18 protein-coding genes and 1 tRNA gene are annotated in these 20,469 nt (G+C 58.8%); 14 read left to right on the plus strand and 5 right to left on the minus strand.

Translation table 11 applies throughout. From position 1 onward, the window contains the following. The first annotated feature begins 43 nt into the window (after positions 1-43). Entirely contained in the window at positions 44-1,201 is a 1,158-nt protein-coding gene (locus tag GOX73_RS09765; protein ID WP_171126246.1) for an acyl-CoA dehydrogenase family protein, read from the plus strand. A 136-nt stretch (positions 1,202-1,337) separates the two neighbouring features. Here GOX73_RS09765 and GOX73_RS09770 read toward each other — a convergent pair whose 3' ends face one another. Continuing rightward, positions 1,338-2,252: a LysR substrate-binding domain-containing protein gene (locus tag GOX73_RS09770; protein WP_171126245.1), complete on the minus strand. Its 915-nt coding sequence runs from the start codon at positions 2,250-2,252 to the stop codon at positions 1,338-1,340. 237 nt (positions 2,253-2,489) lie between these two features. Here GOX73_RS09770 and GOX73_RS09775 point away from each other — a divergent pair, with 237 nt between their 5' ends. The 4 genes from GOX73_RS09775 to GOX73_RS09785 are packed head-to-tail and all read left to right on the plus strand — an operon-like array spanning position 2,490 to position 7,024. After that, the gene (locus GOX73_RS09775) at positions 2,490-4,682 is read left to right on the plus strand and encodes a dehydrogenase E1 component subunit alpha/beta (RefSeq protein ID WP_171126244.1); all 2,193 of its coding nucleotides are present in this window, start codon (positions 2,490-2,492) and stop codon (positions 4,680-4,682) included. Next, on the plus strand, positions 4,679-5,713 hold the full coding sequence (locus GOX73_RS09780; protein ID WP_171126243.1) for an ACP S-malonyltransferase: 1,035 nt from the start codon (positions 4,679-4,681) through the stop codon (positions 5,711-5,713). Before GOX73_RS09775 ends, GOX73_RS09780 begins: the two co-directional genes overlap by 4 nt. Positions 5,714-5,753: 40 nt before the next feature. Next, positions 5,754-6,041, plus strand: coding sequence for an FAD-dependent oxidoreductase (locus GOX73_RS21025; RefSeq protein WP_371808583.1), 288 nt, complete (start codon positions 5,754-5,756; stop codon positions 6,039-6,041). Then, positions 5,984-7,024: an NAD(P)/FAD-dependent oxidoreductase gene (locus GOX73_RS09785; RefSeq protein WP_371808584.1), complete on the plus strand. Its 1,041-nt coding sequence runs from the start codon at positions 5,984-5,986 to the stop codon at positions 7,022-7,024. The genes GOX73_RS21025 and GOX73_RS09785 overlap by 58 nt, the downstream gene beginning before the upstream one ends. Before the next feature lie 2 nt (positions 7,025-7,026). Here GOX73_RS09785 and GOX73_RS09790 read toward each other — a convergent pair whose 3' ends face one another. Then, positions 7,027-7,728, minus strand: a complete 702-nt coding sequence (locus tag GOX73_RS09790; RefSeq protein ID WP_171126242.1) for an SDR family oxidoreductase — start codon at positions 7,726-7,728, stop codon at positions 7,027-7,029. 103 nt (positions 7,729-7,831) lie between these two features. Here GOX73_RS09790 and GOX73_RS09795 point away from each other — a divergent pair, with 103 nt between their 5' ends. Beyond that, entirely contained in the window at positions 7,832-8,683 is an 852-nt protein-coding gene (locus tag GOX73_RS09795; protein ID WP_171126241.1) for a LysR substrate-binding domain-containing protein, read from the plus strand. Here the strand turns inward: GOX73_RS09795 and GOX73_RS09800 are convergent. Next, positions 8,674-9,576, minus strand: coding sequence for a LysR family transcriptional regulator (locus tag GOX73_RS09800; RefSeq protein WP_171126240.1), 903 nt, complete (start codon positions 9,574-9,576; stop codon positions 8,674-8,676). The two genes, GOX73_RS09795 and GOX73_RS09800, sit on opposite strands and share 10 nt — an antisense overlap. A gap of 76 nt (positions 9,577-9,652) precedes the next feature. Here GOX73_RS09800 and GOX73_RS09805 point away from each other — a divergent pair, with 76 nt between their 5' ends. From GOX73_RS09805 to GOX73_RS09825, 5 genes are all read left to right on the plus strand, one after another. Further along, complete coding sequence (locus GOX73_RS09805) at positions 9,653-12,865, plus strand: reductive dehalogenase (RefSeq protein WP_171126239.1); 3,213 nt, start codon at positions 9,653-9,655, stop codon at positions 12,863-12,865. 129 nt (positions 12,866-12,994) lie between these two features. Beyond that, a complete protein-coding gene (locus tag GOX73_RS09810) occupies positions 12,995-13,861 on the plus strand; it encodes a xanthine dehydrogenase family protein subunit M (RefSeq protein WP_171126238.1) in 867 nt (288 codons plus the stop codon). Further along, positions 13,858-14,337, plus strand: coding sequence for a (2Fe-2S)-binding protein (locus tag GOX73_RS09815; RefSeq protein ID WP_171126237.1), 480 nt, complete (start codon positions 13,858-13,860; stop codon positions 14,335-14,337). The genes GOX73_RS09810 and GOX73_RS09815 overlap by 4 nt, the downstream gene beginning before the upstream one ends. Next, positions 14,337-16,592 carry a xanthine dehydrogenase family protein molybdopterin-binding subunit gene (locus GOX73_RS09820; protein ID WP_171123713.1) on the plus strand — a complete coding sequence of 752 codons (2,256 nt, stop codon included), beginning with the start codon at positions 14,337-14,339 and terminating at the stop codon, positions 16,590-16,592. Before GOX73_RS09815 ends, GOX73_RS09820 begins: the two co-directional genes overlap by 1 nt. Then, on the plus strand, positions 16,585-16,830 hold the full coding sequence (locus GOX73_RS09825) for a MoaD/ThiS family protein (RefSeq protein WP_170385336.1): 246 nt from the start codon (positions 16,585-16,587) through the stop codon (positions 16,828-16,830). Before GOX73_RS09820 ends, GOX73_RS09825 begins: the two co-directional genes overlap by 8 nt. On the opposite strand, the gene GOX73_RS09830 is transcribed toward GOX73_RS09825, so the two are convergent. Beyond that, positions 16,827-17,531 (minus strand): DUF374 domain-containing protein, encoded by a 705-nt coding sequence (locus tag GOX73_RS09830; protein ID WP_171126236.1) that lies wholly within the window; start codon positions 17,529-17,531, stop codon positions 16,827-16,829. The genes GOX73_RS09825 and GOX73_RS09830 overlap by 4 nt on opposite strands. 142 nt (positions 17,532-17,673) lie before the next feature. Between GOX73_RS09830 and GOX73_RS09835 the strand changes: the two genes are divergently transcribed. The 3 genes from GOX73_RS09835 (at position 17,674) to lptF (ending at position 19,555) form a co-directional block, all read left to right on the plus strand. Beyond that, positions 17,674-17,749 (plus strand) — tRNA-Trp (locus GOX73_RS09835). 131 nt (positions 17,750-17,880) lie between these two features. After that, on the plus strand, positions 17,881-18,324 hold the full coding sequence (locus GOX73_RS09840) for a hypothetical protein (RefSeq protein WP_171126235.1): 444 nt from the start codon (positions 17,881-17,883) through the stop codon (positions 18,322-18,324). 91 nt (positions 18,325-18,415) lie between these two features. Further along, a complete protein-coding gene (gene lptF, locus GOX73_RS09845) occupies positions 18,416-19,555 on the plus strand; it encodes an LPS export ABC transporter permease LptF (RefSeq protein WP_171123707.1) in 1,140 nt (379 codons plus the stop codon). On the opposite strand, the gene GOX73_RS09850 is transcribed toward lptF, so the two are convergent. Then, positions 19,552-20,382: a LysR family transcriptional regulator gene (locus GOX73_RS09850; RefSeq protein ID WP_171126234.1), complete on the minus strand. Its 831-nt coding sequence runs from the start codon at positions 20,380-20,382 to the stop codon at positions 19,552-19,554. The genes lptF and GOX73_RS09850 overlap by 4 nt on opposite strands. Between the last annotated feature and the right edge of the window lie 87 nt (positions 20,383-20,469).

Genomic DNA, 20,469 nt, shown 5'->3' on the forward strand with positions numbered 1-20,469 from the left:
TGCAGATTACGGTGCGCAAAATTTGTTTTTGGGAGGACGCTCTATGTCTCTGTTTTCTGCTACATCCGCTTGGGCGACAGAAGAACACAAGATGTTCGCTGAAATGGCGAGCCGATTTATGGCAGATGAACTGGTGCCGAATATCGAACGGTGGAACGCCAACGGTGTTGTTGACCGGGAATTCTGGCGCAAGGCCGGGGATATGGGGCTGATGGCGGGTGCCATCCCCGAGGAATACGGCGGCGTTGGCGGCGACATTGGGTTTGACGCGATCACGATGTATGCGCAAACCTCACATGGGGACGCAGGTTGGGGGTATGGAATTCAGTCCATCGTGACCCACTATATTAATGCCTACGGAAGCGATGAGCAGAAACAAAAGTGGCTGCCCAAGCTGGCCTCTGGCGAAATGGTTGGCGCATTGGCGATGACCGAACCTGGGACGGGATCTGACGTTCAGTCCATCCGTACAACCGCAGAAAAGGACGGGAACTGCTATCGCCTGAATGGCTCTAAGATTTTTATCACCAATGGGCAATCTGCCGACCTTATTCTGGTTGCAGCGAAAACCGACAAGTCCGAGGGCTCCAAAGGAGTTTCACTGGTCGCCGTCGAAACAGACGGCGCCGAAGGGTTTCGCAAAGGGCGCAACCTGAAAAAACTGGGTATGAAAGGCAACGATACGGCCGAGCTGTTCTTTGAAGACGTGAAGGTTCCGATGACGAACCTGATCGGGCCCGAAGAAGGGCAGGGTTTCTACCAGATGATGAAACAACTGCCGTGGGAACGCCTGACGATCGCTATCATCGCGCTGGGTTCCATTGATTACGCAATCGCCGAAACGGTGAAATACACGCAGGAACGCAAAGCCTTTGGGCAGCGTGTCATGGATTTCCAGAACACCCGCTTCAAGCTAGCCGAGTGCAAGACCAAGGCCGAAATTCTGCGCAGCTTTGTGAGCGATTGTATTGCCAAGCTGGAGGCAGGAACTTTGGACGCTGCGACGGCGTCCATGGCCAAATATTGGGGGTCCGAGGCGCAAAACGAAGTCATGCATGAATGCCTTCAGCTTTTCGGTGGTTACGGGTTCATGATGGAGTATCCCATTGCCCGCCTTTACACGGACGCGCGGGTTCAGATGATTTACGGTGGCACCAACGAGATTATGAAGGAATTGATCGCCCGTTCGCTGGATACCTAGATCGAAAGAGGCTCTCCCGCCCGTCGTCGATGTTTCTGTCGAAACACCTCCTCCCGTTGGGCATGGCAGGTGCGGGCCTTGCCCGCACCTGCCGCGCGCGTTGCCAACTGGCAGTTAAGTTGAAGGCGGCGCTGGCTTAGTCCGCGTCAGAGCTGTCGGTATCTGAAGCCGCAACCTGATCTTGCAGCCAGAGCCGGAATGACTTGAGCGGCTCAGGCTCTGCTCTGGATTGCGGCCAAACAAGGTAGAAATCGCCCAGACTGAAACCCGGACCGTCCCAGGCAAGGGCCAGTCGTCCAGACTTTAGGTCATCATCAACCAAATAGCTGGGCAGCAATGCAACGCCCAGCCCATGAATGGTTGCCTGGCACATTGTCGAGAACTGGTCAAACAGCATTCCCTGAATGCCCGAAACCTCGTGCCCTTGAACGGCGAACCATTTCTCCCACGCGTCGGGGCGCGTTTCCAATTGCAGAAGGGGCGCTTTCAGCAACCACTCGATGTTGCCGTTCTGGTCGGGTAGCAGCGCGGGCGCGCAGACCGGCAGGACGTCTTCTCGCATGATGGGAAGGTAGTTGACGCCGGTCCAGTCTTTGCGGCCGAAATGGATTGCGGCGTCAAAGCGTTCCCTGTCAAAATCAAAGGGGCGCAGGCGTGTATTCAGGTTCACCGTGACCTCGGGGTGCTTGCGGGCAAAGTCCTGAAGGCGTGGCGCCAACCAGTGCATTCCGAACGCGGGCAGTATCGAAAGGTTCAGGGATCCGCCGGTCGGGTTGGCCTTTAGTTTCAACGAAGCCTGCGCCAACTGATGCAAGGTCGCGCGGGCCACCTGAACATATTCCTGTGCCGCAGGCGTCAAGTGAAGCCGCATATGACTGCGTTGGATGAGGTCGACGCCCAACTGTTCTTCCAAAGTCTTGAGCTGCCGACTGATTGCGCTTTGGGTCAGGGACAGTTCTTCGGCAGCGGCCGAGGCGCTTCCCAAACGATCCACGGCCTCAAGCGCCAGCAGCGAGGGGATCGAGGGCAGAAACCGACGAGGCGCAATCATATGATATTTCCTCATACCTTTTGAATGGAATATCACTGGCCTTTCGTGTGCGCCAGTCCGATACAGAGATCTGGGTTCACTTGTGGCGAAGGTGCCTTGGGGCCGGGCCGGATGGGATGTGTTGGCGGTGCAAGGTGCAACGGCGACTTTCCGTTGCCAAAACCGTGTGAAGCCTGTGACAAAGAGAGTATCCCATCGTGGATGCTGCTGCGAAACAGTTTTTGAATGAGGCCGCTGATGGATCGCGCTCAGATCGTTCACGACAATTTTCTGACCCGGGTCGCACAGGGGGATCTGCCAGACGGCCCATTGCCTTGCCCGGGGTTGAACAAGACAGACGCGGTTTCCCTGTTTCGGTCGCAGGTGCTTAGTCGGGCGTTGGACCGGACCAGCCGTGCGATGCAGAAGGCGGGGCAGGGGTTCTATACCATCGGCTCCTCGGGGCACGAAGGGATGGCTGCGGTGGCTCATGCATTGCGCCCGACCGATATCGCGTTCCTGCATTACCGCGATGCGGCGTTTCAAATTGCGCGGTCCGAGCAAGTGCCGGGTCAGCAGATAGCGTGGGACATGTTGCTAAGCTTTGCCTGCTCGAAAGAAGAGCCGACATCGGGAGGGCGGCATAAGGTCTTGGGGTCCAAGGCGCTGATGATCCCGCCGCAGACGTCTACGATTGCCAGCCACCTGCCCAAGGCGGTTGGCGCGGCCTATTCATTGGGCGCGGCACGGCGTCACGATCCCGAACACCGGGAACTGCCTGAAGATGGAATAGCGATGTGTTCCTTTGGTGATGCGTCGGCCAACCATTCGACAGCTCAGGGCGCGATCAACACGGCGGGTTGGACCAGTGTTCAGTCAACGCCGTTGCCTCTTTTGTTTGTGTGCGAGGATAACGGGATCGGCATTTCGGTGAAGACGCCCACCGGTTGGATTCAGGCGTCCATGCAGCACCGACCGGGGATAAAGTACTTCCAAGCCAACGGTTTGGACATTTTTGAAACTTTTGCCGTGGCTAAAGAAGCTGCTGACTACGTCCGAACCCGGCGCAAGCCAGCGTTTCTGCATCTGCGCACTGTGCGCCTTTATGGTCATGCCGGGGCGGACGTGCCCACGACCTATTTGACAAAGTCCGAAGTTGAAGCGGATGAAGCGAATGATCCTCTACTGCATTCGGTGCGACTGTTGGGTCAGGCAGGCGCGCTGACGCCCGATCAGGCGCTGAAGATTTACAATGACACCTGCGCCCGAACTGAGCGTATCGCAGCCGAGGCCGCTTCGCGCCCGCACCTGGCCGACGCGGCTGAGGTCATGGCAAGCCTGATTCCCCCAACACGTGCCTGCAAGCCCACCAATGGCCCAAGCGCCGAGGCACGCACGCGCGCGTTTGGAAGCGATCTACGCGCGATGGACGATCCCCAACCCATGAGCCGACTGATTAACTGGGCACTGACCGATTTGATGCTGGAGCATGGCGAGATTGTCTGTATGGGCGAAGATGTCGGTCGCAAGGGCGGCGTCTATGGCGTGACGCAAAAGCTGCAACAACGGTTCGGGCCGGATCGGGTTATTGATACGCTGTTGGACGAGCAATCAATTCTGGGGCTGGCAATCGGCATGGGGCATAACGGGTTCATCCCGATCCCCGAAATCCAGTTCCTCGCCTATCTTCACAATGCCGAAGACCAGATCAGGGGCGAGGCGGCAACCCTACCGTTTTTCTCGAACGGCCAGTTCTCGAACCCGATGGTTCTGCGGATTGCGGGTCTGGGGTATCAGAAAGGGTTCGGGGGGCATTTCCACAACGACAACTCTCTGGCCGTATTGCGCGATATTCCCGGGGTGATTATCGCCTGCCCTTCGACAGGATCGGACGCTGCGCAGATGCTGCGTGAATGCGTGCGGCTGGCGCGGGAAGAACAACGTGTTGTGGTGTTTCTGGAACCTATCGCGCTGTATCCCATGCGCGATCTGCACGAAGCTCAGGATGCCCGGTGGATGACGACCTATCCCTCGCCGGATCAACGCATCGCGATTGGAGAGGTCGGGGTGCACGGTGACGGGACCGATCTGGCGATCGTCACCTATGGCAACGGGCACTACCTGTCGCAAAAGGCGCTGCCTGCTTTGCGGGCGGCTGGGCTAAAGCCTCGTGTCATTGATATGCGCTGGCTTGCGCCACTACCGGCAGAAGCGCTGCGCGCGGCGACCAAGGGATGCAAACATATCCTGATCATGGATGAATGCCGCCGGACCGGAAGCCAGTCCGAGGCGTTGATGGCCTTTTTTGCCGAAAACAGCGCCGATACCCCTGTCGCACGGGTCGTGGCTGAGGACTGCTTTATCGCGACCGGCCCCGCCTATGCCGCGCCTTTACCGTCAGAAGAAAGCATCGTTGAAGCTGCGCTCAAGCTGACCGGAGGCCGATCATGACCCGCACCGCTGTTGTCATCTGCCCCGGGCGGGGCACTTATAATAAGCCTGAGCTGGGATATTTGCATCGCCACCACGCAGACCGCATGGACATGCTCCGCCGGTTTGACGATCTTCGCGCTGAAGCCGGACAAGAGCGGGTAACTGATCTGGACGGCGCGGGGCGCTTTTCGGTCAGCAAATATTCGCGGGGGGATGTCGCCTCGCCTTTGATCTATGCGGCATCCTTATCGGATGCCTTGGATCTGGCTGACGATATCGAGGTGGTCGCTGTCACCGGGAACTCGATGGGGTGGTATATCGCCCTGGCCGTGGCGGGTGCGTTGTCGCCCGAGAACGGGTTCCGCGTCGTGAACACCATGGGGACGCTGATGCAGGATCACCTGATTGGCGGGCAGCTTGTCTATCCCTTTACGGATGAGAAATGGAAAAACGATCCGGTCCGCAAGGCGGAGTTGCTGGCCGATGTCGCGCGGATCAATGTGATCGACGGTCATGATCTGGCATTGTCGATCGACTTGGGGGGTATGCTTGTGCTGGCGGGCAATGAGGTGGGGCTGAAGGCCTTTGAAACCTCTCAGCCTGTTGTCCAAAATCAGTTCCCAATGCGACTGGCGAACCACGCCGCATTCCATACACCTCTGCAAGCGCCAGTCGCCGCTGAGGGGCGGTCGCGCCTAGGGGTTGAACTTTTCAGCCAACCGACCCGGCCCCTTATCGACGGGCGGGGCAAGGTTTGGTGGCCGGGCGCTACGGATACGCAGGAACTTTGGGATTATACGTTGGGGCATCAGGTGACGGAGGCCTACGACTTAACCCGTTCCGTACAGACGGCGGCCCGCGAATTCGCACCTGACCTTTTCATAGTCACCGGTCCCGGCGCAACGCTGAGCGGTGCTGTTGCGCAATCACTGGTGCAGGCGAATTGGCGTGGGATGCAGGACAAGGCCGCTTTTCAGGAACAGCAGGACACGCAGCCAATTCTTCTTGCCATGGGGCGCGAGGATCAAAGGGTCCCTGCAACCGGCTGATGCAAGCCGGATGATCCGAACAATTTTCAAGGAGCAGCCCGTGCGCGACCACGACCAGTCCCTTTGGCAACAGACCTGCCGCGAAAGGGTCGAAAGCACTGTGCTGACAAATACTCTGACCGTCGATCTTGCGGTGATCGGCGGGGGGTATACCGGCTGCGCGGCGGCGTTGACCGCTGCGCGTGCCGGGGCGTCGGTTTGTTTGCTTGAGGCGCAAGAGATCGGGCATGGCGGGTCAGGCCGCAATGTGGGTCTTGCAAATGCCGGATTGTGGCTGCCACCCGAGGATATCCGGGCACATCTGGGGCAGCGTCAGGGGATCGCCTGATCAACCTGCTTGCTGTCGCACCTGCCGACGTCTTTGAACTGATCGAGCGGCACACGATTGATTGCGAACCTGTGCGCAACGGAACCCTGCATTGCGCCCATTCCGGTGCGGGTTTGAAAGATCTGCAAAACCGCTACGCGCAGCAACGCGCAGTGGGTGCGCCGGTTGAGTTGTTATCCACCGATCAGACGCGCCAACGCACAGGCAGCGCGGCTTTCCACGGATCACTGTTTGACCCGCGGGCCGGAACCATTCAACCGCTGGGCTATGTGCGCGGGCTTGCACGGGCTGCGTCCGAGGCCGGGGCGCAGTTTTTCACGCGCAGCCCGGTTCAATCGTTGACCCGTAGCGGGGATATCTGGGTGCTTGAAACGGAACGAGGCTCAGTGCGAGCCAAAGCCGTGATTCAGGCCACAAACGCCTATCATCAAAGCCTTGCGGCGTCGGCACCGGCTTATGTCCCCGTCTACTATTTCCAGTTTTCCACCGCCCCCTTGTCGGACAACCTGCGGGCCAGCATTTTGCCGGGCGGAGAAGGGTGTTGGGATACTGGGTTGATCATGACCTCATTCCGCGTCGATCAGGATGGTCGGTTCATTATCGGTGCGATGGGTGATCTTTCACACGCGGGGAGTGGAGCGCACAGGCGTTGGATTCGGCGCAAATTGTCCGAACTGTTCCCGCAACTGTCCGACCAGCCGTTGACTGAGGGCTGGCATGGGCGGATCGCGATGACCTCGGATCATATCCCGAAGATCACCGAGATTGGCCCAAACGCGCTTTCTGTCCATGGGTATTCCGGGCGAGGCATCGGGCCGGGAACCGTGTTTGGCCGGTTGGTGGCCGAAAGCCTGTTGCGCGAAGATCCCGATCTCTTGCCCGTCCCGATGGTGTCGGAATACTGCGAAAGCTGGACCGGCCTGCGCCGCGCCTATTTTGAGGCCGGCGCGGCGTTGACTCATTTTGTCAAAGCGCGGTTCTGAATTCAGACCGACCGGGTAATGCCGCCGTCAACGCGTATGTTTTGGCCCGTGATGTAACCCCCGCCTTCTGACGCAAGCAATGCAACGACCGAGGCGATCTCATCATAGCTGCGCCCATATCGGCCCATAGGAATGCGGGCGCGGAAATCCTCGTTCTCGGGCAGGCTGTCGATAAAGCCGGGCAGGACGTTGTTCATGCGGATATTGTCAGCGGCGTATTTGTCTGAATACAGCTTGGTGAAGGCGGCAAGGCCAGCGCGGAACACGCCCGAGGTTGGAAACACGGGGTCAGGCTCGAACGCGGCAAAGGTCGATATGTTGATGATCGAGCCACCGCCTTGCGCCTGCATGATTGGAGTCACCAGCCGCGTTGGCCGGACGGCGTTCATGAAATACACATCCATTCCCGTGTGCCAGTCTTCATCGGTCAGATCCAGAATGGGCGCGCGCGGCCCGTGCCCCGCGGAATTCACAAGCACATCTATGCGTCCCCAATGGGCCATCGCTGCATCGACGAGTTTTTGCAGGTCGTCTGTCGACTGGTTCGACCCGGTCACGCCGACCCCGCCCAGTTCATGCGCCAATGCCTCGCCTTTGCCCGACGAGGACAGGATGCCCACCTTGAACCCGTCGGCGGCCAAGCGGCGGGCGGAATCTGCCCCCATGCCGCTGCCGCCTGCTGTAATTAGCGCTACTTTCGTCATCTCAAGCCTCCGATGTCTGGTGCCCTAAGGATGCGCTCTGACTGGCGGTTTGACCAATCAGTTCTTCTGTCTTTATACTGTAGAAAAACTACAGGATAGGCAGATGGCAGCCTTGCCCCCATTGAACGCGCTCCGCGCCTTTGAAGTTGCGGCCCGGCATTTGAATTTCCGGCTTGCTGCAGATGAGCTTGGCGTCACTCAGGGTGCCGTGGCGCAGCAGGTCCGTGGGCTTGAGGCGCGACTGGCGGAAAAGCTGTTTGAACGTCTGCCGCGCGGTTTGGCGCTGACCGAGGCGGGTCGTCGTTTTCTTGCGCCACTGCGCCGGGCGTTCAGGTTGATTGAAGACGCCGTGGATGAATTGTCCAGCGATCAGCAAGTTGTTGTTTCAGTGACACCAAGCTTCGCTTCGAAGTGGCTGGTGCCGCGTTTGCCAGATCTGACAGACAAGCATCCCGACATCTCGGTGAAAATTGATGCGCGGGAACGGCTGGCGGATTTCAAGGGTGACGGCGTGGACATCGCCGTGCGGCAGGGACGAGCGCCGTTTGGGGCGGGCCTGATATCAACCCCTTTGTTTTCAAATGCGTTCGTTCCGGTCTGCAGCCCCGAATTGGCAGGGGAGATCACGCGACCAGCGGACCTTTTGGACCACGTTCTTCTGAACGATACGCATGGGTTGTGGCCGCTGTTCCTTGAACGCCTTGGGCTGGTTGGCAAGCCTCGGGTTATGAGTTTCAGCCAGACGAGTCTGACCATTGACGCCGCTGCCTCGGGGCAGGGGATTGCACTGGCACATGAACCTCTGGTCGCGACGGAACTTGCATCGGGGCGGCTTGAACGGCCCTTGTCGGATGTTCTGATCGAAGACCTTGGGTTCCATGTTGTCAGCCCGGCAAAACCGCGGCAGCCCGAATTGGTTGCGTTGATGAAGAACTGGCTGCTGTCTCAATCGTGAAGCGTGGCCGCTATGTTTTCTATTCGTCCCCGCAACCAGCGATGCGCGGGGTCATTGGCAAACCTCTGATGCCAGACCATGTAGATCGAGACCGGTTCACAGTGAAACGGTAACGGTGCGCAATCCAACGCGGCGAGGGGACCGTGCATCATCAAGGCCGTGTCGGTTGAAATCAGGTCGCTTCCTTTCACAAAGGATGGGATGCCGTTGAAATGGGGTAAGGTGACCGTGGCGGGCCTGATCTGGTTTTGGTCCACACCCCGCATGACCGCGCGCGAACTGCGCCCGTCCGTGAACCGCACCTCGACATGTTCGGTTTCGCAATATGTTTTCCAATCGGTTGGCGGCTGGCGGCGGGTTCCGTCGTAATAGATCATCAGCGGGCTGCTGAGGACACGCTTTTGAAAGATGTCTGGCCCATCCGGTGGCAATGGGGACAGCATCAACTGACACCGGTCGCTGCGCAGCAGGTCCGGATCCGGTACGCCCGAGGGAATAAAGCCAAGCCGCAGTCTGATACCTTCGGCGCGGACGGTGCGGAGCAGTTTGGGGAAGATCAACTCTCGCGGCATGTCGTTTGTGGCGATTTGAACGTGCAATTCCTCGGATAGCGGATCGAACGGGCGATCGTCGGTCAGCGCCCGCAATCCATCAAGCACGCCTTGCACCGGTTCTTTCAGGGACAGGGCGCGTTCGGTCGGTATCAGGCCTTGACCTGAACGAACAAACAAAGGGTCTCCCAGAACCTGCCTCAGCTTGGCCAGTGTATGGCTGATCGCCGATTGCGTAACGCCCATTCGGTCCGCAGCCTTTGAGACCGAGTTCTCCTCGAGTATCGTCAAAAAGACGCGCAGAACTTTGCCATCAAGGTCAGTGAAATCAATTTTACTCATGCCGTCTATGATAATTCATGAATGGATTGGCGGTCCATGACGATTTAGATGACGTTGAGCAAACAGGAGGCACGCGATGGGGATCCGCTTTTTCTCGGACAGGAACAGGCCGGTACATATGGGGTCGTACCCTTTGGAACGGCTGGCCCGGCAGACCGCGATGCCAGATATGTCTGGGGCCTGTCAAATGCCGGTTCTCAGTTTCCAGCGCCCTAATCAGCCCGAAAGTATCGTGAATGCGATGGGTGAGTTTCAGGCGATGATGGATGCGATCCGCGACGGGTTCGTGAACCCGGTGCCGTCCGATATACCCACAGATCCGACAGAGCGTGCCAACCACCTGAAGGCGTTTGGATATTTCAACGATGCATCCATGATGGGCTGCGGTCCGCTTCCCGCCGAGGCATTGCTGTCCGAACCCCGCCGCAACCCCGATATTGACCGTCTGGCCCATGCGTTGAAGACGCGCCAGACCAAGACGCTGGCGTCCGGCATCGACCTGATCATGGCCGATTTGAAGGAAAGCATGGAGGCCGAGCCGCGCCCCATGGACCGTCATCGTCATGCGATTGTCTTTCTGTACGAATACAACCGCGACCCAAGTCCGGAAGAACCCGGGTCCGACTGGATCATGAACGCGCAGGACCACCGCGCATGTCTGCTGGCCACCGAGAACGCGGTGGTTATCGCCAATTACATCCGCATTCTGGGGTTTGACGCGCGGGCGCACACGGTCATGTCGTCCGAGGTTGATCTGGGAAAGCTCGCCGTCGCGGCGGGCCTGTGTTCGGTCGAGGACGGAGAGGTCGTTGCCCCATGGCTGGGCAAACGGTTCGGGCTGGCTGCCGTGACGACCGAGATGGAGATCGCGCATGATCTGCCATTGGCGCCGATGGCCCGGCAGCCGTGGTTTCACACCCAAGGCCCCGCTTGGTGGCTGGGTACGGGGTTTGCCAAGAACGCGCTGAATCGCGACGCTTATGCCAAACGGCGCTATGTCGATGGGGCGCATCCGTTTGAAAAACTCAAGCGAGTCGACGCACCCACCACGTATATTGACGAAGAAAACGTCGCCCGCGTCCCCAAACGCGCTGACATGTTCGCACGGGCGCAATTCGGAGATATGGGGAAAAATCTGCAGGACGCGGCGAAAGGCGGTTATTACGTTCGCAAAGCGGCCCCCAGTTTTGCGCAGCGCCGCGCGCTGGGCGCGTTTGTGTTGTTGCAGGATGGGGAAAGCGCGGACACTTCGCCACCAACCGATACCGCACGCAATGCCGCGAATATCAAGGCGGCAACGTATTTTCTGGGCGTTGATGCGGTGGGCCTTAGCCGCTGCCCCGAGTGGGCGTGGTACTCCCATGATGCGACGGGCGAGGAGATCAATCCGCCCCACGACCAAGCCATCAGCATGATCATCGACCAAGGCTATGAAACGATGGAGGGCGCCAGCGGCGATGACTGGATCAGCGTCGCGCAGTCGATGCGCGCTTATCTGCGGTTCTCGCTTCTGGGTGGGGTGATCGCGCAGCAGATCCGTAACCTCGGGTACAAGGCCCGCGCGCATACGGTAATGGATGGTGAGGTGCTGCAACCGCCCCTTCTGTTGCTGTCCGGGTTGGGTGAGGTCAGCCGGATCGGAGAGGTGATCCTGAACCCCTACCTTGGGCCGCGCCTGAAGTCCGGTGCGGTGACAACGGATATGCCGATGGCCCATGACAAGCCGATTGATTTCGGCCTGCAAACCTTTTGCGAGTCTTGCAACAAATGCGCCCGCGAATGTCCCTCGGGCGCGATCACCGCCGGGCCAAAGCTGATGTTCAACGGCTATGAAATCTGGAAATCCGACAGCCAGAAATGCGCCACCTACCGCGTGACCACGCCGGGCGGTGCAATGTGCGGGCGGTGCATGAAGACCTGCCCATGGAACCTAGAGGGGATATTCAAAGAGCGTCCGTTCCGATGGGCCGCGATGAACATCCCTCAGGCCGCGCCCGCGTTGGCGAAACTGGATGACACTGTCGGCAATGGCGGCCTGAACGACATCAAGAAATGGTGGTGGGACATTGAAGTGCAATCGGACGGCGCTTACCGCCCGACCGAGCATCCGTTGAACCGACGAGACCTGCAAACCGATCTTGATCTGAAATACGAAGACCAGACGCTTGCGGTCTACCCCGCCTATCTTGCGCCGCATCCCTGGCCCTATCCTTTTGGAATGGACCGCGAGGCCGGGATCGCCGCGTATCAGGCAATGGTGACCGCAGATGAATACAAGGCCCGCAAAGCTGCGGGTGATATGTCCGTGATTCACCGCTACGCGATTGCTGGCGATGCTCCGGTGATGCGGGTTGAACTGACGAAGGTCGGTAAGATGACGGCAGATGTGACCAAGTACGAATTCTCTACTCTGGACGGCTCGCCTTTGCCGGAATGGACCGCTGGCGCGCATCTGGACGTTCTGGTCGCGCCGGAATTCCTGCGGCAGTATTCTATGTCCGGCGACCCGTCCGACCGCATGACCTATCAGATCGGTGTGCTGCGCGAGGATGACGGGCGCGGCGGCTCGGCCCTGCTGCACCGGATTTTCAACGAGGGGCGCAAGGTCTTCATCTCGAAACCCATCAACCATTTTGAACTGGACGAAGGCGCGACCAAGAGTTTTCTGATGGGCGGCGGGATCGGAATAACGCCGATGATAGCCTTCGCCCATCGGTTGCACGCCTTGGGCAAACCGTTCGAACTGCATTATTCCGCCAGCACCCGCGCCGGGGCCGGGTATCTGGAAGACTTGGCGGGGATGCCTTGGGCGGATCATGTGCATTATCATTTCTCGGACGAAGGCACGCGCGCCGACCTGGATGTGATCTTGAAAGGCTATCAGGACGGTTGGCATGTCTATACCTGCGGACCGGATCGGTTCATGGACGGGGTGATGCAGGCGGCTGAGCGTCAGGACTTTCCCGATGAGGCGCGGCATCTGGAGTATTTCTCGGTCCCCGAACAACCCGAATACGAGAATCACGAATTCACCTTGCGGCTGGCCAAGTCGGGCCGCGATCTGACCGTGCCCGCAGACAAGGACGCCGCGCAGGTGTTGAATGAGGCGGGTATACATGTGGATGTGAAATGCGCTGACGGCATCTGCGGGGTCTGTAAATGCGGCGTGGTCTCGGGTGAGGTCGAACACCGTGATTTCGTTTTGTCCAACAAGCAGCGCGAGGGGGCGATCATCCTTTGCCAAAGCCGAGCTGCGCAAAAAGATGGCGTGATCGAGATCGACCTCTGATCGGAAGTTTAGAAACGACATTTTGAATCGCAGAATTTGGTCGTTCCAGCCATGGACGCCGGGGCGGTGCTGCACTAACGTCCCCTGCGAACCCCAGTGAATCCTGATCAACAGGTGCGAGGTATTTTCATGGATTATCACAGCCCCGCCAGTTTCGCCGAGGCGTCGGCTCTGGCTGCAAACGCAACGGGCCTCACCCGCTTTCTGGCTGGCGGAACGGATGTTCTAGTGCAGTTGCGCTCGGAATTGGTCACGCCCGACACACTGATCGACATCAAGAAAATCGACGGTGTCAGCGACATAACCCGCAACGCTGATGGAAGCTGGACGCTGGGCGTTGCCGCCACCGGCGCCGAGATGAGCGAACACCCCGAGCTTGGCCGCGACTGGCCCGGCGTGGTTGAGGCGATGGATTTGATCGGATCCACGCAGGTGCAGGGCCGCGCAACGCTGACCGGCAACTTGTGCAATGGTTCTCCGGCGGCGGATTCGGTGCCTGCGATGGTCGCGGCAGGCGTGACTGTGACGGTCACCGGCCCCAAAGGTGAGCGCGAGGTGGCGGTCGAAGACATCCCCACCGGCCCCGGCAAAACGTCGCTGGCCAAGGGCGAGGTTGTCTCAGCCGTGAATATCCCTGTGCGCGGGGACAACGCGGGCGACGCCTATCTGCGGTTCATTCCGCGCACCGAGATGGATATCGCCGTGGTCGGCGTAGGTGTCAGCCTGCGTCTGGATGGCGATACTGTGGTCGAGGCGCGTGTGTCGCTGGGCGCGGTCGCGCCAACAGTGCTGTTGGTTGAAGATTGCGCCAAAGCCATCATCGGCAGCACGCTGGACGACGCCGCGCTGGACGCGCTGGCAGCAGCGGCCTCTGCAGCCTGCAACCCGATTGACGATAAACGCGGCACGATCGCATTCCGCACCGAGGTCGCTGGCGTTCTGGCCAAACGTGCCGCGAAAATCGCCTATGCCCGCGCGAAGGGAGAAAAAGCATGAGTAAGCTCCACGTATCCACCACCGTGAACGGGGATGAGGTCGATTTTCTGTGCGACCCCCGTGAAACCTTGTTGGACTGTCTGCGCGACAAGCTGAACCTGACCGGCGCGAAAGAGGGCTGCGGAACCGGCGACTGCGGCGCGTGTTCCGTCACCGTCGATGGCCGTTTGGTCTGTTCGTGCCTGATGTTGGGTGCCGAGGCCGAGGGTAAGCAGATCGAAACCGTCGAAGGTATCGCGGATGGTGACGTGCTGCACCCGTTACAGCAGAAGTTCATCGACCATGCCGCCCTGCAATGTGGCATCTGCACACCGGGCATTCTGGTGGCGGCCAAGTCGCTGCTGGAAAAGAACCCCAACCCGACCGAGGAAGAAACCAGGTACTGGCTTGCAGGCAACCTTTGCCGCTGCACCGGTTATGACAAGATCATTCGCGCCGTGATGGAAACGGCAGAAGAATTGCGGGAGGCGTCGTAATGGCTCTGGACGATCGTAAGACAGAATTTACCTTTGTCGGCACTCGCCCGAACCGCCCAGACGGGTTGGACAAGGTCACGGGCCGGGCCAAGTTTGGCGCGGACATGTCAGCCCCGGGGATGCTGCACGGTGCGATCCTGCGCTCGCCCCATGCCCATGCGCGGATTGTGAAGATCGATGCGTCCAAAGCTGAGGCGTTGAAGGACGTCAAAGCCGTCGTCACCCGCGCCGATTTCGCCGAAGTGCCGTTCATGCCCGGCCTGGAAGGTGAGTTCTGGAATGTGCTGGAAAACGTCATGGCGGGGGAAAAGGCGCTGTATGACGGGCACGCAGTTGCGGCCGTTGCGGCGACATCGGCTCTGGCCGCGCGCGACGCGCTGAAACTGATCGAGGTCGAGTACGAGGTTCTGCCCCACGTCACTGACGTGGACAAGGCGATGGCCCCGGATGCGCCGGTCATCCGCGAAGGGGCTGCGGATTATTCCGTGCCCGAGGGGATGCATCCCAACGTCGTGCGTTATCACGAAAGCGGCCACGGCGATGTCGAGGCCGGGTTCGCTGAGGCAGATCTGGTGATCGAAGACAGTTTCGTCACCGAAGCCACCCATCAGGGCTATATCGAGCCGCACGCCTGTCTGGGCATGCTGGGCAATGACGGCAAGGGTGAGCTGTGGTGTACCACCCAAGGTCACTGGATCGCGCAAAAAACCTGTGCGGCGCTATTGGGCATCGAAACCTCGCAATTGCGCGTCACCGCATCCGAGATCGGAGGCGGTTTCGGCGGCAAGACAACGGTATTCATCGAACCTGTCGCGCTGGCACTCAGCCGCAAGGCCAACCGGCCCGTTAAAGTTGTGATGACCCGATCCGAGGTGTTCCGGGCGACTGGCCCGACAGCTTCGGCGTCGATGGATATCAAAATCGGGATGAAGAAGGACGGCACAATCTCTGCCGCGCAGGGTGTGTTCCGCTTGCAGGGTGGGGCATTCCCGGGCGCGCCCGGCGACATGACCGCCATGTGCGCCTTTGCGCCTTACAACCTGACCAACGTCAAGCAGATCGGCTATGACGTCATGGCCAACCGTCCGAAACAGGCCGCCTACCGTGCGCCGGGTGCGCCAATGGGCGCGTTTGCCGTTGAGTCGGTGATTGACGAGCTGTGCAAGAAGCTGGGTCTGGACCCGGTCGATGTACGCCTGAAAAACGCGGCCCATGAAGGGACCAAGGCCAGCTATGGCCCGCGCTATCAGCGGATCGGTCTGGTTGAAACGCTGGAAGCGGCCAAGGCGCATCCGCATTATTCGGCCCCACTGAAGCCAGGGCAGGGGCGCGGGATTTCCTGCGGGTTCTGGTTCAACCACGGCGGCGAGACAAGCGTGTCGCTGGCCCTGTCCGAGGACGGCTCGGCGCAGTTGATGGTGGGGACGCCGGATATTGGCGGCTCGCGCGCGTCGATGGCGCTGATGGCGGCCGAAGTGCTTGGTATCCCTTATGAAAACATCCGTGTGACAATCGCGGATACGGCGACGCTGGGCTATAACGATGTCAGCCACGGTTCACGCGTGACCTATGCCAGCGGTCTAGCGACCATCAAAGCGGCGCGCCATGCGGTTGAGAAACTGAGCGAACGCGCGGCGGCCAAGTGGGGCATCCCCGTGGACGCGGTAAAATGGGAAAACGGTTGCGCTGTCCCGTCTGGCCCCAATGCCGGAGATTTCGATCCGATGCCACTGGCTGATATCACGGCCAATATGGGCAGCACAGGGGGGCCGATCTCGGGCCATTTCGAGGCGACGCCCGAAGGTGCTGGTGTGTCCTTTGGTACGCATATTGTGGATGCCGAAGTTGATCCGGAAACGGGTAAGACCAGCATCACGCGCTATACGGTCATTCAGGACGCGGGCAAGGCCATCCACCCGACCTATGTGGAAGGCCAGTACCAAGGCGGCGCTGCACAAGGGATCGGTTGGGCGCTGAACGAGGAATATATCTATGGCGAGGATGGTCGGCTGCAAAACTCGATCTTCCTTGACTATCGCATCCCCGTCGCCAGTGACCTGCCCATGATCGACACGGTGATTGTCGAGGTCCCCAACCCCGGCCACCCGTTCGGCGTGCGCGGAGTGGGCGAAACAGGAATCGTGCCGCCTCTGGCCGCTATCGCAAATGCGGTATCGCAAGCGGCGGGCGTTCGAATGAAGCAACTGCCGATGTCCCCGCCGCGCATTCTGGCCGCGCTTAGGGACAATGGTTGAGGTTCACCTCTGGTCTGGTCTTCGGTCTTTGACCGGGGGCCAGCAGGTGGTGGAGGTCGATGCCAAAACCACGGGTGAGCTGCTACAGGAACTGGTGCGGCTACATCCTCAGCTTCAAGGGCCGATAGATGCCGGCGTGTCCATCGCGATTGACGGGCGCGTTGTAGCCAGCGGTCTGACCGAGCCGATCCCTGAAGGCAGCGAAATCTATCTGATGCAAAGGCTGAGGGGCGGTTAGCCCTTCGGCGACCACGGCTCGCGCCCAACCATCCGGTCAGCCTCGGCGGTGATGTCGTTCATATGTTTTTCAAGGCTGAGGCGCAGCGCTTCGATCTGGTCTTCGGTCGCTTTGCGCGGAACGGAATCCGTCCATTCGCGGCACAAAAAGACGCCCTCGTTCCGCCACGGGCGCGGCATCAGTAGGCGATCCCAGGTTCCGGCCTCGCTTCCGTGTTTGGCTGAGAATGTGATGCCAAAGACCCGTTTGCCCGACGTGCGCGCCCAGATCAGGGGCACGGTTGAAGATACGCGTTCAGGCCCACGCGGACCATCGGCAGCGATCCCGATCGAGATACCCTGCTTCATCTTTCCAAGAACCTCACGCGACAAGGCGACGTGGCGCTTGTGGCTGGACATGGCAATCGTGTCCATGCCGAACAGTTTCTGCACCCTGCCTACCATGCTGCCTGCACGTGCCGACGAGGTGATCGAACAGATGCGACCCTTGTCCAACGGAAAGAAATAGGGCGACTGCGCCAGTCGCTGATGCCACAGAACAACGATGACCGGTTCGCCTTGATCGGCCAGTTGGTCAAGTTCTTCGTACCCGATACGTTGCCACTTGGTATTGCGGTTGACCATCCGGATATAGCTTGCGATCCGCCGGGCCGCCCAGTTCAGAACGGCTTCGCTGTCGGCAATTTTCTTGCGGAGGTTCACGTCAAGCGTCCTTCTGTTGGCGAAAATGTGTCTTATAGAACTCAACGCCGCGCGCAACTTGTTTGTGAAATACATAACTGTGGTTGAATCTCAAAAAGCCTCTTGAGTCCGCCGCGCGGCTGGCATATCTGAGGCGCACCATAGGGGTATAGCTCAGTTGGTAGAGCGACGGTCTCCAAAACCGTAGGTCGCGGGTTCGAACCCTGCTGCCCCTGCCATTTCCCTCAAAATCTCAGGCGAGCCTGTGCCGTCGGCACCGTAGCATTCTGACCGGAATTTCTAAATTTTCAGCAAATCAAGTAGTGTTGGTCGCGTTCTTGATGAGTTTTTGCTGTTTTGGGGGCAATCCATGCGTATTTTCTTTAAACAAAGCCTTGTTGCGTTCTGGTTTGTATGGTGGGCTTTTGCGTTCCTCACCGACTTTGTCGGTGGTCTGGAGCTGCTTGGGTACACGTCTACGCCGTGGTTCGATGGGCACAACTATCCGTTTCTGCAAAAAACACTTGAGCAGTTCGGAGCGACTCCGGCCGTGGATATCGCCTTGTTTGTCGGTATCATCGCTTGGGCTTTGATTGCGGCCTTGCTGTTTTTGATAGCAGTTGCAACGCCTTATCAGAACAGGAGGCTTTGGATCAAACGCGTGGATACGGCCTTTGTTGTGTCAATCGGCCTGTGGCTTGCGTTCTTTCTGTCTGATCAGACGGTCATGAAATTCGATCTGGAAGAAAACCATATGGTTCAGGGTGGTTTTCAGCTTTTGTGCTATCTGACAATTCACCTGCTGCCGGATTGAGGTAAAATTCAGCCGAGTGTCCAAACGCGGTTTCCACGGCTTTCCGAATACAATACTGTCGGCGGGAACTTGATCAGACGGATGGAGTCTCATGTCGCGCTTCGATGGCTATTTCCTGCGGCAACTGCTGATTCTGTTCGGCTTTTTCACCCTGGTTCTGGTGGGTGTTTTCTGGATCACCCGCTCGGTCAGCCTGTTTGACCGTGTGATCAGCGGCGGGCAGTCGGCTATGGTGTTTCTGGAGTTCACCGCCCTGACCCTTCCCACCCTGATACGAACCGTGATGCCGATGGCGGTGTTCGCCGCCGCCGTCTATGCCACCAATCGTCTGAGCCGGGAAAGCGAACTTACGGTCATGTTGGCCACCGGGTCCAGCCCGTGGCGGTTGGCGCGCGCCGTGTTTCTGTTTGGGCTGATAACCGGGCTGATGATGGCTGCGATCAGTGTGTTCCTGCGCCCCGCGTCCGTTGATCAGCTTGAACGACGTCAGGCCGAGGTCGCAGGCGATGTCACCGCCCAGCTATTGAATGAGGGTGAGTTTATGCACCCCGCGGTTGGTGTGACGGTTTATATCGGGCGGATTGACCTGGACGGGACGCTGTACGAGGTGTTCGTCTCTGACCGTCGGGATGAGGATAATCCGGTCAGCTACTCAAGCAAAACCGCCTATCTGGTCAATAGTGGCGAGGGGATACACCTTGTGATGGTGGACGGGGTCGCTTTGCGGTTGACCAAAGATGGGCGAACGCTGTCTTCGACACTGTTTGAGGACGCGTCTTATGACATCTCTGGGATGACAAACACCAACCGGATAAATAATCGCAGTCTCGAAGCCATTCCCACCCTCGAGCTTTTGCAAAGCCGGGACAAGATTATCGCGGCAGGGGAGTTCAGCGAAGGTGAGTTGATCGACGAACTGCATCAGAGGTTTTCGTGGATTGCCATATGCGTGGCAGTCGCGATGGCCGGATATGCCACTTTGATGTTGGGAAGTTTCTCAAGGTTCGGGCTGTGGCCGCAGATTTTCGGGGCGTTTACGATTCTGGTTCTGCTCGAGGGCGTTCGGGGATTTGTGTCACCTGTCGTGATCGACGATCCGGATCTGTGGATATTGCTTTATCTACCAGCGATTTTGGGCATCTTGATTTCGTGCGTGTTTCTGTTGATCGCAGGACGCCCGCTTTTGCGGACCAGACGACGAAATGCGACACCAATGCCGACTGCGGCCTAGCTTGCTCCTCTAAGGTCTGTCACGCACCCCAGAACACTTTCCAGGGCTGGGCTGTTCTTCCGGGCGATCAGGTAAACAGGCAGCAAAAGGTCGCGCGAACCGATCACGCGGCATAGATCGCCAGCGTGTAAATACTCAGCAACGAGATATTCGGGGAAATAGCCGGTTCCGCCCCTCTTGAGGATATAGCGCAGGGCCATCATGCAGTTTCCCAGAAAGACCGATTGAGTCGACGCCTGTCGCGCGATTGACCGAATGTGATCCTGATAGACCTTGCCCAATTCCAGATTAACGAAGACGGGATCGTGCAGGTTGGTTGTTGCCTGAACCAATATCAACCGTTCTGGGACAAGTTCCTTACACTCAACCCGCGCATCTGTTGGTTTTTCATGTGTCAGCGCAGCGTCAAGTACATGGGTCGCCACGGCGTCGACCATGTTCAGATCGTGATCATAATTCAGCGTCAGCAGAATTTGCCCAAGACGCTGTTCAAAGCGCACCGCGAGGTCGACCAGCAAGGGGTCCCAAATGCTGAGTTGCGCACCTAACCGCAAAGCGATCCGGTTCTGTGTTTGTGCAGGCAGATCGCGGGATGCAAAGGACCAAAGCGACAGCATCTGTTCCGCATAGGGTCGGAATTGGCGTCCGAATTCTGTCAGCCTTGTACCCCCGGCACCGCGTGTGAATAGGGGCTTTCCGGTTTCTTCTTCGATCAATCGGATACGGGCGCTGACAGCCGTCTGGGTGATGTTCAGCTTGCGGGCCGCCGCGTGAAAGCCTCCTGACTCGGCAACGCATAGAAAGGTCTCAAGGGCTTTGGTTTGCATATTGAAAGTATTTTTTGATTGATGTGATAAAATCAATTCATTTTTTTGGGCAAGCAGTTTGCGCTATCCTCGCTGAACAAATCAGCC

Origin of the sequence: Ruegeria sp. HKCCD7221 (assembly GCF_013031225.1) — a bacterium.
GTDB lineage: Bacteria > Pseudomonadota > Alphaproteobacteria > Rhodobacterales > Rhodobacteraceae > Ruegeria.

Excerpts from the sequence above, each read along its gene's own strand:
- GOX73_RS09765 (WP_171126246.1), top strand. The coding sequence starts at position 44 with ATGTCTCTGTTTTCTGCTACATCCGCTTGGGCGACAGAAGAACACAAG.
- GOX73_RS09770 (WP_171126245.1), bottom strand. The coding sequence starts at position 2,252 with ATGATTGCGCCTCGTCGGTTTCTGCCCTCGATCCCCTCGCTGCTGGCG.
- GOX73_RS09775 (WP_171126244.1), top strand. The coding sequence starts at position 2,490 with ATGGATCGCGCTCAGATCGTTCACGACAATTTTCTGACCCGGGTCGCA.
- GOX73_RS09780 (WP_171126243.1), top strand. The coding sequence starts at position 4,679 with ATGACCCGCACCGCTGTTGTCATCTGCCCCGGGCGGGGCACTTATAAT.
- GOX73_RS09790 (WP_171126242.1), bottom strand. The coding sequence starts at position 7,728 with ATGACGAAAGTAGCGCTAATTACAGCAGGCGGCAGCGGCATGGGGGCA.
- GOX73_RS09795 (WP_171126241.1), top strand. The coding sequence starts at position 7,832 with ATGGCAGCCTTGCCCCCATTGAACGCGCTCCGCGCCTTTGAAGTTGCG.
- GOX73_RS09800 (WP_171126240.1), bottom strand. The coding sequence starts at position 9,576 with ATGAGTAAAATTGATTTCACTGACCTTGATGGCAAAGTTCTGCGCGTC.
- GOX73_RS09805 (WP_171126239.1), top strand. The coding sequence starts at position 9,653 with ATGGGGATCCGCTTTTTCTCGGACAGGAACAGGCCGGTACATATGGGG.
- GOX73_RS09810 (WP_171126238.1), top strand. The coding sequence starts at position 12,995 with ATGGATTATCACAGCCCCGCCAGTTTCGCCGAGGCGTCGGCTCTGGCT.
- GOX73_RS09815 (WP_171126237.1), top strand. The coding sequence starts at position 13,858 with ATGAGTAAGCTCCACGTATCCACCACCGTGAACGGGGATGAGGTCGAT.
- GOX73_RS09820 (WP_171123713.1), top strand. The coding sequence starts at position 14,337 with ATGGCTCTGGACGATCGTAAGACAGAATTTACCTTTGTCGGCACTCGC.
- GOX73_RS09825 (WP_170385336.1), top strand. The coding sequence starts at position 16,585 with ATGGTTGAGGTTCACCTCTGGTCTGGTCTTCGGTCTTTGACCGGGGGC.
- GOX73_RS09840 (WP_171126235.1), top strand. The coding sequence starts at position 17,881 with ATGCGTATTTTCTTTAAACAAAGCCTTGTTGCGTTCTGGTTTGTATGG.
- lptF (WP_171123707.1), top strand. The coding sequence starts at position 18,416 with ATGTCGCGCTTCGATGGCTATTTCCTGCGGCAACTGCTGATTCTGTTC.
- GOX73_RS09850 (WP_171126234.1), bottom strand. The coding sequence starts at position 20,382 with ATGCAAACCAAAGCCCTTGAGACCTTTCTATGCGTTGCCGAGTCAGGA.